This is a genomic window from Bacillus sp. Bvel1 (assembly GCF_014872755.1).
GTDB lineage: Bacteria > Bacillota > Bacilli > Bacillales > Bacillaceae > Bacillus > Bacillus velezensis.
Map to the genome: position 1 here is coordinate 395,275 of NZ_JAAOBZ010000006.1, position 13,559 is coordinate 408,833.

The following is a 13,559-nucleotide window of genomic DNA, read 5'->3' on the forward strand; positions in this document are numbered from 1 at the left end:
TAAAGGTTTATGCTTTTGAGAAGGAAAAAATACTGTTTTAAAAGCGAACATTAATGGTTTTTTTAATATCAAAAGTTCGTTATTTTGAGAGCGGCAGTCTGCAGACCGTCTGTGAAGCAGATGGGTTGACTTTACGATCCGGATAACATAAATTGTATATATAAAATATCTCGAAATCGAGATAATTGACTGGAGGATAACATAATGAAAGTTAATGGAATACACCATGTATCAGCATTGACGGCTGATGCGCAGAAAAATTTAGATTTTTATCGAAATATCCTGGGGCTGAAGCTTGTGAAAAAATCGGTAAACCAGGATGAACCGACGATGTATCACTTATTTTACGGTGATGAATCAGCCAATCCGGGATCGGAATTGACGTTTTTCGAGATTCCGCGGATCGCGCCGTTCCATGCGGGGACAAACAGTATTTCTTCAATCGGCCTGCGTGTTCCGGATGCACAAGCGCTTCAATATTGGAAAAAACGATTTGAAGAGCATCAGGTCTCTCACGGTGAGATCGTGAAAATAGCGGGCAGAGACACACTCGCTTTTCAGGATCATGAAGGACAGCGGCTTGTGCTGACAGCTGACGAAAAAGGAAAAGACATCGGTGAAGCGGTGAAGCAAAGCGGCATACCGGAAGAATATTCTTTCCGCGGTCTTGGTCCCGTTGAATTGACCGTCCCGTATGCAGAATTGACGCTGCGTGTGTTAACCGATGTGCTGGGCTTCACTGAAATCGGGAAAGAAACACATGAAGACCGGGGCACGGTTACGGTGCTCGAATCCGGAAACGGTGGCGCGCGTACAGAAGTCCATCTCATTGAAAGAAACGATCTTCCGCGCGAGCGTCCTGGAAAAGGCAGCGTGCACCATGTGGCCTTCCGTGTTCAGAATGAGGAGGAGCTTGCTTTATGGCACCGCATCATTACGAAAGAAGGTTTCAGCAACTCAGGCATTGTAGAGCGTTATTATTTCAAAGCGCTGTACTTCCGGGAACCGAACGGAATTCTGTTTGAATTGTCAACGGACGGTCCGGGATTTATGGTTGATGAAAAACCTGAAGAGCTAGGCAAAACGGTTGCGCTCCCGCCTTATCTCGAACACCGCCGTTCTGAAATAGAAGCGCGGCTGAAACCGATTCAGTAAATCAGAAATAATGAAAGATGCCTTCCGGCTTGACGGGGGCATCTTTTTTTTGCTTTTTTACCCGTTTTGTTATTCTTTTTACCTATTTGTAAACGGCAAAATAATTGTCTTTGTTTATTAATAAATTTTTCACATTTGGTTGTTACACTTGTTCAAAGTTAAACAAAAGGAGTGAAAACACAGGTGAAAATGAAAAAACGCGAGATAGACGCAGTCTTAATCCTCATTTTACTCGCTTCCGCATTCTTGAATATGTACAACATCTGGAATGACGATACGGTGAATCCTTATTACACCGCAGCGGTAACGAGTATGCTTCAAAGCTTTCATAATTTCTTTTACGCTTCATTTGACGCAGCCGGATTTATCACGGTAGATAAACCGCCTGTTACATACCAGATTCAAACGATCAGCGCGCTGATATTCGGTATGCACGGGTGGAGTGTCATCCTGCCTCAGGCATTGGCGGGGGTAGGTTCAGTTCTATTCATGTACTTATTAATAAAGCCGACGTTCGGAAAAACGGCGGCGCGCATCGCTTCGTTTGTCATGGCGTGTACACCGATTGCTGTAGCCGTAGCGCGCACAAACAATGTCGATGCTTTACTGGTCTTTTTCCTCTTGTTCGCCACATGGCTTCTCTTTAAAGCGATTCGAAAAGGAAAACTGATCTGGCTTTTGGCGGCATTTTTTGTCGTCGGAGTAGGCTTTAACACAAAAATGCTTCAGGCTTATATGATCTTACCGGCCTTCTTGCTGTTCTATATGATGGCGGCAAATACCGCGATTAAGAAAAAAATCATTTCACTGGTAAGCGCGCTGGCCGTATTAGCAGCCGTTTCATTGTCATGGCCGCTCATTGTTGACAATATTCCTGCCGGCAAAAGGCCATATGTCGGAAGCAGCCAGACAAACTCCGTATTGGAATTGGCTTTCGGATATAACGGGATTCAGCGGCTGACGGGGCAAAGTTCCGGCGGCGGCCAGGGCGGGCCCGACGGAAACGCATCGAAAGAGATGTCTTCTTCCGGCGGTTCTTCACAAATGCAAAAACCGCCCGGCCAGTCAGCAAGCGGAGACAAAACACAAACCGGCAGTATGACGGCACCTCCATCTAACGGACAAATGCCAAGCGGCGGTCAAGGAGGCCCTCCAAGCGGCGGAGACGGCGGCAAAGGCGGTCCTGGCGGAGGAAAAAGCGGTACAGGCACCGGCTCGAAAATGCAGTCAGGGTCAGGAATGTTCGGTACGGGAACACCCGGTCCGCTGAGACTCTTCCAACAAGAATTATCTGATCAGATCAGCTGGCTCCTGCCGTTTGCGATTTTTGGACTGGCCGGTTTATTGATCGCCGGAGCGAGAGAAAGAAGAAGATTATCAGCAGAACAGAAGGAAACGATCTTTTGGGCAGCGTGGCTTGTGCCGATTGCCGGATTCTTCAGTGTGGCGGAATTTTTCCACCATTATTATCTCATTATGCTGGCGCCTCCGATTGCTGCTCTTACCGGTGCGGGATGGGTCGCCCTCGTTCATCTGTACCGCAAGCAGGCGGGATGGAAAACTTGGCTATTGCCGGCCGCTATTCTTGTGACTACCGGATTTGAGCTGTTTATCCTTAGAAACTACAATGATCAAATCGGCGCAGGCTGGAGCATCGGAGCAGGCGTTCTCGGCGCAGTGGCGGCAATCGCCCTGTTCGTATTCAAACAGCGCCAAAAACCGCTCAGTTACTATGTTTCACTTGCAGCCCTTCTCGTCTTGATGGTGATGCCGATTTATTGGGCGAGCACACCGCTTCTGTACGGAGGCAACAGCTCATTGCCTGAAACAGGCCCTCAGCTTGCGTCAGCAGGCGGAAAAGGCATGGGAATGGATAACGCATCTGTCAATACAAAACTGATCAACTATTTAGAGAAACATAACGCCGGAGCGGATTATCTATTTGCTGCAACCGATTCCAACACAGCGGCGCCTTACATTATAAAAACGAAAAAAGCGGTCATGGCGATCGGCGGATTCAGCGGGTCTGACCCGGCCATTACGCTGACTCAATTTAAAAAGCTCGTAAAAGAAGGGAAAGTAAAATACTTCTTAACATCCGGAATGGGCAAAGGCGGAAACAACGATATTGTTGAATGGGTTGAGAAAACCGGAAAGAAAGTATCTTCATACAAATGGCAATCAAGCACAGATCAGAAAACGAAAAATCATGATGCAGCTGATACAAAAAGCAGCAAGGCCGCGGGTAAAAACAGCCGAATGAGCGGCGGGCCGGGCGGAATGAATCAGTCAGCTTCACTATACGAACTTCAATCTGATGAATAGGAGGAAAAAACATGAGCAGACATATTCAATATTCAATAGTCGTCCCGGTTTATAACGAGGAACTCGTCATTCAGACAACCTATCAGCGCCTGAAAGAAGTCATGGATCAAACAAAAGAGCATTATGAATTGATCTTTGTCAATGATGGGAGCAAAGACCGCAGTATTGAGATTTTAAGAGAGCAAAGTCTGATTGATCCGAGAGTGAAAATTATTGATTTTTCCAGAAACTTCGGACATCAGATCGCGATCACAGCGGGTATGGATTATGCAGAGGGGAATGCAATCGCCGTCATTGACGCCGATTTGCAGGACCCTCCTGAATTAATCCTTGATATGATTGAGCAGTGGAAAGAAGGCTACGATGTGGTGTACGCCGTCAGAACGAAACGAAAGGGAGAAACCTTTTTCAAGAAACAGACGGCTTCTCTGTTTTACCGGCTGCTGCGGAGCGTGACTGATATTGATATTCCGCTCGACACCGGGGATTTCCGCCTGCTGGACAGAAAAGTCTGTGATGAGATGAAAAGATTAAAAGAAAAAAATCCTTTTGTCAGAGGACTCGTCAGCTGGGTCGGCTTTAAGCAGACTGCTGTAGAATATGAACGAGATGAGCGGCTTGCGGGGGAAACGAAATACCCGCTTAAAAAAATGCTGAAGCTTTCCATGGACGGGATCACAACGTTCTCTCATAAACCGCTCAAGGCGGCAAGCTATGCGGGAATGCTCATGTCCGGAGCGGGTTTTCTCTATATGTTTATCGTTTTATACATGAAGCTTTTTACAGACAGCACCATTACGGGCTGGTCCTCTCTGATTGTGATACAGCTGTTATTCAGCGGCATCGTTCTATTAATGCTCGGAATGATCGGCGAATATATCGGAAGAATTTATGACGAAGCAAAAGATCGTCCGCTCTATATCGTGCAAAAAGCGTACGGTATGAAAAACGAAAAGATTTATCGGGACCAGCATATGTCTTAACAAACACCCTGTCCGGCCAGCGGACAGGGTGCTTTTATGTAAAATAAAAGCCGCGGGATGACAGAATGTCCCGCGGCTTTTTTTATTCATCTGCGGCCGGTCTGGGTGTGCAGAGAGCGCATGATCAGTCCGGTTCACGAAAAATTTCAGTAAAATGCTTGCACCAAGCGTCATTCCCCAAGCAGCGTTTTGCTGAGGAAGCTGAATGCTCAGCTGCAGCAAGATCAGGCCGGTAACGACCAGCAAAAGTCCGGTTTGTTTCATGTGTATGTATCCTCCTTTGTACACTGAGTCATACGGCTGATCCAGGCCTAAAGTTTCATCTGTATATAAAAAATCCAAGGCGGCTGCCTTGGATTTTTGTTAAGAAGATGTTTCTTCTTTTTGAGTCAGTTTCATTTTTTTCGTCATTTCCTTGCCGTTTCTGATAATTTTCACGTCAACGGTGCTGCCGACTTTCGTATTTTTGTAGAGAATATTGCGAAGTTCGCTGCCCGTGTCAGTTTCTTTCCCTTTTAAGCTGATAATGATGTCTTCTGCTTTTAATCCGGCTTTGGCTGCAGGTGATCCCTGCGCCACTTCACGAATATAAACGCCTTTATTCAGCTGTTTGCCGAAGAGGCCGAGTGTGCCTTCCTGATAGTTTTGCGGCACTTGTTCCAAGTCGATCATGCTCACGCCGATATAAGGGCGCTCCACCTGTCCTTTCGTGAGAAGCTCTTCGGCAATCGGTTTTACATCGTTGCTCGGAATCGCAAAGCCGATGCCTTCTACATCATTTTCACTGATTTTCATGCTGTTGATGCCGATGATTTTGCCGTCTGTATTCAAGAGCGGTCCGCCGCTGTTTCCGGGATTGATGGCGGCATCGGTTTGGATGACGTTGATGCTTGACTCACCGGCTGACGTAGAGATCGAGACGGTTCTGTTTAAGCCGCTCACGATGCCCTGTGTGACGGTGCGGGAAAGGTCTTTTCCGAGCGGATCACCGATGGCGATGACGGATTCACCCGTTCTGAGAGCGGATGAGCTGCCGAAGCTTGCCGTTTTTGTTACGTGTTTATCACTGATTTCTAATACGGCCAAGTCCGTCAGCGAATCACGGCCGACGAGTTTAGCTGTTACATCGGTGCCGTCATATAATGACACTTTAAGGGAAGAGGCGCCTTCGACCACGTGGTTATTCGTAATGATATACGCTTTGCCGTTTGCTTTCTTAAAAATAACGCCTGAACCCGATCCCGTTTCCGCATCATCACCCGATGCATTAGAGTTTGAATCCGAGCTTGATCCGAATCCGAATAAATCGGAACTGCTTTGCTGCTTCTGCAGATTGGTGATTCCGACGATCGCCGGTGAAATGTCTTCCACCATATTCGAAATGCTGCTTGAATTTGCCGATGAGCTGTTTGCCGATTTGCCGCTGCCGGAATCAGAAGATGTCTGCTTGGCGGTTACCGATGACGTTTCCTGAGCGGGAGCCGGATTGGAAGTATCTTGAGTCTGATGGTCTCCAAGCGGCGTAAATGTATAGATGCCGAGGGCGAGCCCTCCGCCGATCACTCCGCCGAGAAGCGGTCTGAACCAGCCGAAGCTTCGTTTTTTCTTGTCCTCGTCCGGCTCGGAATATCCGGCCGGCTGCGGGTTTTCTTTTACTAAAAGGACTTCCTGTTCTTTTTGGTCTGTCCGATTTTCATCACGATAGTTATCCATCATGTTCACTCCGTTTCTCTATTTCATCATAGCATGATTTGCCTATTATTACTGACTCCATCTTAAACAAAAAGTGTGGGATAATAATGAAAAGATTGTGGGAAATTGTGAAAAAGACGAAATCGGACGGCGGCGCTTTATATTGACAATTTCCATCGGATTTGAAATAATAAATGGGATATTATGTTCAATCCTTCACATGAAAAGATATAAAAAATTCTGTCAAGCTAATGGGGGAAATCTGTTAGCTTTTTCACTTTGTCAAATAGTTAAGAAAGGAGCTGTCAAATGAAAGAAAAACATCACTGGATCATTTCTCTGCTTGCTGTGCTGGCTGTCGGGCCGGGGCTGATGTCGAATACCGCTCTTTCGGCTGTCCAAAGCCTTGTCCGGCAGACGGTCGGCGGGGAAAACTTTGACTCTTTTCATCCGATTATTATCGGTAATATGGCATTTGCCTTATTCGTGCCGGCGGGGCCGTATTTAAGAAAAAGATTCGGCTCCCGGCCTGTCTATATGATTTCGATGGCCGCGGGTGTCATCGGAGCGCTGCTTGCTGCTGTGACAAATGATATTTATCCGCTCGCCGCGGGCCGTTTTTTACAGGGAGCTGCGGCGGGCACTATGCTGATGATTATGATCCCGATGCTGGTGCTTTCGTTTCCGATTGAACGCCGGAATTACGCCTTATTTGTGTTAATCAGCGGATTTTACGGGTCCGTCATTTTGGGGACCGTTTTAGGCACGGCGGCGGCAAGCGCCGGCCATTGGCATTGGCTGTTCGGCATTTTTGGCCTGCTGTCTTTTTTCGGCCTCATTTTCAGTTATATGTGGCTGCGGGATGACGCTCATAAAAATACTGAAAAATCTCCATTTGACGGCATCGGTTTTCTGTTAGCGGGTGGATCAGCCGTGCTGACCGCCTATACTTTTATTCATCTGCCGAAATGGGGCTTTTCATCATGGCAGACATTGGCGGGATTTGGAGGAAGCATCGTCATTCTGCTGATCCTGCTGATTATGCAGTACAGAAACGAACATGCGCTGATTTCGATTAAACTTATGCTGATTCCAAAGCCGATTTTGGGTGTTTTCATGATCGCTGCGGGCAGTATTTCCATAGCGGTCAGTCTTTCTGCATTTCACGGGGAGCTTCAGACCGCATATCACATGTCACAAACTCAACTGATATTCTTATATGCGAGCCTTTTGGGAGGCGTGGCCATCGCCGCTGTTATCAGTGCATTAGCATATGATAAAGTCGGCCCGGGCATGCTAGGCATAACAGGCTCTGTTATACTGGTGTTCGTGAATTTCCAATGGATGACGTCGGGTCATCATATACCGTTTATTCTATTTGCGGCGCTTTTCGTGATGCTGGCGGCCGGGACAGGGCTTATCGTAGCAGCCGGACTGATGGGCGCCGCGTTGGGCGGACCGCTTCCGGAACTGGTGAAACGCATGACGGCCGTTCAGTTTTTAAGGCTGTTCATTTATATGGGCGCACCTGTTTTAATAGGGTATTTTACGAAAAGAGATGCTTCCGGCATGCTTCGGGGCGCGCGCGGCACACAATCGCCGCATGACCTGCTGATGGGGACATACAGCGATTTGTTTCTTATTGCTTTCATCTTAAGCTTGCTTTTAGTGTGTCTATCATTTGTCATGAATGCGACCGGCATGGGACATAAGCTGGCGCATAAACCGCATGCCGTCCGTAAGCAGGCGGATGAAGAGCCTTCGCCGCAGGATCCTGGACCGATCAGGCATCAGGTCATTCCCGATCGCGAATACAGAAGTGCGGTCAGACAGTTTCGGGGTCACCCTATAAACAAAAACGGTATGTAACTTTTTCTATCAGCAAACCCTTTTCCCGGTGAAAAGGGTTTGTTTTTTCCCATAATGGCAGAATGGTATATTGCATGTTTCATCCTTTTTTAATATAATTTGTTAGAATATTCATAATTTAATATCGAAATTTTAAATAAAAAAGGAGGCATTACATGAAACTGTATCTATCTGTGGATATGGAAGGGATTTCCGGATTGCCTGATGAAACATTTGTCAATTCCCGCATGCACAATTATGAGCGCGGCAGGGTTCTGATGACCGAAGAAGCAAACTGGTGCATCGCAGAAGCGTTTAATAACGGATGCACGGAAGTGACCGTGAATGACAGCCACTCAAAGATGAATAATCTGCTCGCGGAAAAACTTCACCCTGAGGCAGAGCTGATTACGGGGGATGTCAAGCCGTTTTCCATGATGCAGGGGCTTGATGAATCGTATTCAGGTGTGATGTTTATCGGCTATCATGCGAGAGCGTCGATGCCGGGCGTCATGTCGCACAGCATGATATTCGGCGTCCGCCACTTTTACATAAATGATAAGCCTGTCGGTGAACTGGGGTTAAATGCCTATCTCGCCGGATTTTACGATGTCCCGGTCATCATGGCTGCCGGAGATGATTGCGCCGCAAAAGAGGCGGAGGAGCTGATCCCGAATGTGACGACTGCCGCCGTCAAACAAACCATTTCAAGAACTGCGGTCAAATGCCTGTCCCCTCAAAAAGCCGGACGGCTCCTGACGGAAAAAACAGCCTATGCGCTCAAAAATAAAGATAAGGTCAAACCGCTGACTCCGCCTGAAAGACCTGTATTAGGCATTGAATTTGCCAATTACGGACAGGCTGAATGGGCCCATTTAATGCCGGGCACAGAAATCATCCCGGGAACGACAATCGTTCAATTTCAGGCAAAAGACATGCCGGAAGCCTATCAGGCCATGCTCGTCATGACAGAACTCGCTATGAGAACAACATTCTGTTAAAGGGGTGAACGGCATTGCTGCGGTATTTTATCAAACGTTTTATCGCCATGATGATGACCGTCCTCGTCATCACCACTCTGACATTTGTCATGATGAAAGTGATACCCGGCTCGCCTTTTAACGAAGAGCGGGGCACAAACGAAGCGGTCCAGCGAAATCTTGAATCCTACTACCATCTGAACGAACCTCTTATCACTCAATACGCCATCTATCTAAAATCCATTCTTACCTTTGATTTCGGTCCTTCAATCAAAAAACCGTCAGACAGTGTAAACGCCATGCTTGAACGCGGATTTCCCGTCTCCTTCGAGCTTGGGATAACGGCGATCATCATCGCTGTGATTTCCGGACTCGCGCTCGGCATAACGGCCGCTCTCAGGCGCGGCGGCTTTCTCGATTATGCGGCCATGAGCCTTGCGGTGCTCGGGATTTCCATTCCGAATTTTATAATGGCTACGCTGCTGATTCAGCAATTTGCGGTTCATCTGAAATGGTTTCCGGCAGCTACCTGGACGAGTCCCGTTCACATGGTTCTGCCGACTGTTGCGCTTGCCGTCGGTCCCATGGCCATTATCGCGCGGCTGACAAGATCAAGCATGGCCGAAGTGCTGACTCAGGATTACATCCGCACGGCAAAAGCAAAGGGGCTTTCTCCCGTCAAAATTGTGATCAAACACGCATTGAAAAACGCACTTATGCCTGTTGTGACAGTACTCGGGACGCTTGCCGCAAGTATTTTAACGGGCAGTTTCGTCATCGAGAAAATTTTTGCCATACCGGGAATGGGCAAATATTTCGTAGAAAGCATCAATCAGCGCGATTACCCGGTCATCATGGGAACGACCGTATTTTACAGTGTGATTCTGATCGTCCTGCTGTTTCTGGTTGATTTGGCATACGGCCTGTTAGACCCGCGCATAAAACTTCATAAGAAAGGGTGATCCTGATGAATCTCCCGCAAGAAACGGTAAAACACACAGAAGTGCCTGATGACTGGTTTCAGCCGGGCGCGGAAAGAAAGGGTGAAACCGAGTCGGTCAAGCGTCCGAGCCTGTCTTACAGTCAGGATGCGTGGCGGCGGCTTAAAAAGAACAAATTGGCGATGGCCGGACTTGTGATATTATGCTGCCTGTTTCTAGCGGCTGTGTTCGGCCCGCTGATATCACCGCACAGCGTGACAAGGCAGACGCTCGCCGAGCAGAATCTTCCGCCGTCTTTTTCACACTGGTTCGGAACCGATGAACTTGGCCGGGACGTGTTTACAAGAACGTGGTACGGAGCGAGGATCTCTTTATTTGTCGGTGTGATGGCGGCGCTGATCGACTTTTTGATCGGCGTTATCTACGGAGGCGTCGCCGGCTACAAAGGGGGCCGGACAGACAGCGCCATGATGAGAATCATCGAGGTTCTCTACGGTTTGCCTTATCTGCTCGTTGTCATTTTGTTAATGGTGCTGATGGGGCCGGGGCTCAGTTCCATTATCGTCGCTCTGACAGTGACGGGATGGGTCGGCATGGCGCGGATTGTGAGAGGGCAGGTGCTGAGGATGAAGCATGATGAACACGTATTGGCATCGAAAACATTTGGAGCGAAAACATTTCGGATCATTAAGAAAAATCTGCTGCCGAATACGATGGGAGCCATTATTGTCCAAATGACGCTGACGGTGCCGGCGGCGATTTTTGCGGAATCATTTTTAAGTTTTCTCGGACTCGGCATTCAGGCGCCGTTTGCAAGCTGGGGAGTCATGGCAAACGACGGGCTGCCGGCGATTTTATCAGGCCATTGGTGGCGGCTGTTTTTTCCCGCTTTTTTCATTTCCTTAACGATGTACGCGTTTAACGTGCTTGGAGACGGCTTGCAGGACGCGTTAGACCCGAAACTGAGGAGGTAGGAAAAATGGCGCAGCAAGTTCTTTCCGTTCAAAATCTGCATGTTACTTTTTCAACATACGGAGGCACTGTAAAAGCCGTCAGAGGCGTCAGCTTCGATTTATATAAAGGTGAAACGTTTGCGATCGTCGGTGAATCGGGATGCGGAAAAAGCGTGACGTCACAAGCCGTGATGGGTCTTCTTCCGAAACATTCGGCAAAGATTGAATCCGGAAGCATACAATTTAAACAGAAAGACCTTTGCCGAATGTCGGATCGGGAAATGCGGGGAATCCGGGGGCGCGATATTTCTATGATCTTTCAGGACCCGATGACGGCGCTCAATCCGACTTTGACCATAGGGGATCAGCTCTCAGAAGCGCTGTTGGAATACCGCGCCATGACAAGAAAACAAGCTGAATCCGAGGTTCTCGCCATGCTGGATCTGGTCGGTATCCCGGACTCGAAATCCCGCCTGAAGCAGTACCCCCACCAATTAAGCGGGGGCATGCGGCAGCGGATCGTGATCGCGATGGCTCTGATCTGCGAGCCGGAAATTATGATCGCCGATGAACCGACAACGGCTCTTGATGTGACAATTCAAGCACAAATCCTTGAATTATTTAAGAAGATTCAAAGAAAAACAGGCGTGTCTATTATTCTGATCACCCATGATCTCGGCGTCGTCGCTCAGACCGCCGACAGAGTCGCCGTTATGTATGCGGGGAAAATCGCCGAAATCGGCACGAGGCATGATATTTTTTACCGTCCGGCTCATCCATACACAAAGGGGCTGCTTCGTTCAGTGCCGCGGCTGGATATGGAAGATAGTGAGCTTTCGCCGATTGACGGGACGCCGCCTGATTTATTTGATCCGCCGCCGGGCTGCCCGTTTGCCGCCCGCTGCCCGGACAGGATGATCGTCTGTGAAAAGGTATACCCGGCAACAACCGTGAAATCCAAAAGCCATATCGTCAGCTGCTGGCTTCAGGATCACCGTGCAGAGCGGCTGAAGCAGCAGCTGACTGCAGCAGAGGAAAAAGGGGGATTGAAATGAAAAAGAGATGGGCGATTGGTGTGATTGCTGTTGTTTCGTTTGCTCTGATGGGCTGTACAGCCAATGAACAGGCGGGGACAGAACCCGGCAAAGCAAAAGAACAGGGGGGAGAGACGGTGCTGCGGCTCAATAACGAAAATGAGCCGACCTCACTTGATCCGCCGATCGGATTTAATAATGTTTCCTGGCAGCCGCTGAATAACATCATGGAAGGATTGACGAGGCTCGGAAAAGATAATAAGCCCGAACCGGCCATGGCGGAAAGCTGGAAGGTGTCCGCTGATAAGCTGACATATACCTTCAATATCCGAGATAACGCCGAATGGACAAATGGCGATCCCGTCACGGCGGAAGACTTCGTGTACGCCTGGAAGCGGATGCTCGATCCGAAAACGGGCGCATCTTCCGCTTTTCTCGGCTATATGATCAAAGGCGGAGAAGAATTTAACAGCGGAAAAGGCAAAAAAGAAGACGTGAAAGTCACGGCAAAGGATAAAAAAACGCTTGTCGTCACATTGGCGGCCCCGCAGGATTATTTTTTGAGCGCCGTGTCCAATCCGGCGTATTTCCCGATTAATGAGAAGGTCGCCAAGGCTGATCCGAAATGGTTCACTGAAGCAAAAACTTTTGTCGGCAACGGGCCGTTCAAACTGACGGAATGGAAGCATGACGACAGCATGACGATGGTCAAAAACGAGACGTATTGGGATAAAAAGACGGTGAAACTGGATAAAGTGACATGGGCGATGGTCAGTGACCGAAATACCGACTATCAGATGTTCCAGTCGGGGGATTTGGATACCGCCTTTGTGCCGGCAGAGCTGAGCGAGCAGCTGATGGGAGGAAAAAATGTCCGCACGTGGGATCAGGCCGGACTCTATTTCTATCGTTTTAACGTTAAAATGGAGCCGTTTCAAAATGAAAAGATCAGAAAAGCGTTCGCGGCAGCGATTGATCAGAAAGAAATCACGGATTATGTGACCAAAAACAGTGAAAAGCCGGCACATGCCTTTGTATCCCCGGGATTTACTCAGCCTGACGGGAAAGATTTCCGCGAAGCGGGCGGCAGTTTACTAACTCCGGATGAATCAGAAGCCAAAAAACTGCTGGAAAAAGGCATGGCAGAAGAGCATTATGACAAGCTGCCCGCCGTTACATTGACATACAGCACAAAACCGGAGCATAAGAAAATAGCGGAAGCGATTCAGCAGAAGCTCAAAAGTGTGCTCGGTATAGACGTTAAGCTCGCCAATATGGAATGGAACGTCTTTTTAGAAGAGCAGAAAGGACTGAAGTTCCAGTTCTCTCAAAGCTCATTTTTACCGGATTACGCAGATCCGATCAGTTTTCTTGAGGCTTTCCAAACGGATAATTCCATGAACCGCACCGGCTGGGGAAGCGCGGCATACGACGGCTGCATCAAGCAGGCAAAACAGGAAGCCGATGCCAAAAAACGTTTTGCGCTCATGCATAAAGCGGAAAAGCTGCTCATGAACGAGGCTCCGATCATTCCGATTTACTTTTACAATCAGGTGCATCTGCAGAACAGCGGCGTGAAGGGCATTGTCCGGCACCCCGTCGGTTACATTGATCTGAAATGGGCGGAAAAGTCCTGATCTTACAGCGG

Annotated in this window: 10 protein-coding genes; 9 read left to right on the forward strand and 1 reads right to left on the reverse strand. The window is 48.4% G+C overall.

Translation table 11 applies throughout. The annotated features are described in order from the left end of the window. Positions 1–204: 204 nt before the first annotated feature. From HAP68_RS06205 to HAP68_RS06215, 3 genes are all read left to right on the forward strand, one after another. Complete coding sequence (locus tag HAP68_RS06205; protein ID WP_024085196.1) at positions 205–1,155, forward strand: ring-cleaving dioxygenase; 951 nt, start codon at positions 205–207, stop codon at positions 1,153–1,155. 183 nt (positions 1,156–1,338) lie between these two features. Further along, positions 1,339–3,480, forward strand: coding sequence for a glycosyltransferase family 39 protein (locus tag HAP68_RS06210; protein WP_024085197.1), 2,142 nt, complete (start codon positions 1,339–1,341; stop codon positions 3,478–3,480). A gap of 11 nt (positions 3,481–3,491) precedes the next feature. Continuing rightward, positions 3,492–4,463, forward strand: a complete 972-nt coding sequence (locus tag HAP68_RS06215; protein ID WP_003154790.1) for a glycosyltransferase family 2 protein — start codon at positions 3,492–3,494, stop codon at positions 4,461–4,463. A 363-nt stretch (positions 4,464–4,826) separates the two neighbouring features. Here the strand turns inward: HAP68_RS06215 and htrA are convergent, their stop codons facing one another. After that, entirely contained in the window at positions 4,827–6,176 is a 1,350-nt protein-coding gene (htrA, locus tag HAP68_RS06220) for a serine protease HtrA (RefSeq protein WP_024085199.1), read from the reverse strand. A gap of 288 nt (positions 6,177–6,464) precedes the next feature. On the opposite strand from htrA, the gene HAP68_RS06225 reads away from it, so the two are divergent. The 6 genes from HAP68_RS06225 (at position 6,465) to HAP68_RS06250 (ending at position 13,548) form a co-directional block, all read left to right on the forward strand. After that, complete coding sequence (locus HAP68_RS06225) at positions 6,465–8,024, forward strand: MFS transporter (RefSeq protein ID WP_024085200.1); 1,560 nt, start codon at positions 6,465–6,467, stop codon at positions 8,022–8,024. A gap of 155 nt (positions 8,025–8,179) precedes the next feature. Beyond that, the gene (locus tag HAP68_RS06230; RefSeq protein ID WP_007407248.1) at positions 8,180–9,004 is read left to right on the forward strand and encodes a M55 family metallopeptidase; all 825 of its coding nucleotides are present in this window, start codon (positions 8,180–8,182) and stop codon (positions 9,002–9,004) included. A gap of 14 nt (positions 9,005–9,018) precedes the next feature. Then, on the forward strand, positions 9,019–9,945 hold the full coding sequence (locus HAP68_RS06235) for an ABC transporter permease (RefSeq protein WP_014304864.1): 927 nt from the start codon (positions 9,019–9,021) through the stop codon (positions 9,943–9,945). A 5-nt stretch (positions 9,946–9,950) separates the two neighbouring features. Next, positions 9,951–10,898 (forward strand): ABC transporter permease, encoded by a 948-nt coding sequence (locus HAP68_RS06240; protein ID WP_024085201.1) that lies wholly within the window; start codon positions 9,951–9,953, stop codon positions 10,896–10,898. 5 nt (positions 10,899–10,903) lie between these two features. After that, positions 10,904–11,932: an ABC transporter ATP-binding protein gene (locus tag HAP68_RS06245; RefSeq protein ID WP_184123309.1), complete on the forward strand. Its 1,029-nt coding sequence runs from the start codon at positions 10,904–10,906 to the stop codon at positions 11,930–11,932. Then, complete coding sequence (locus HAP68_RS06250; protein WP_024085202.1) at positions 11,929–13,548, forward strand: peptide ABC transporter substrate-binding protein; 1,620 nt, start codon at positions 11,929–11,931, stop codon at positions 13,546–13,548. The genes HAP68_RS06245 and HAP68_RS06250 overlap by 4 nt, the downstream gene beginning before the upstream one ends. Positions 13,549–13,559: the final 11 nt, after the last annotated feature.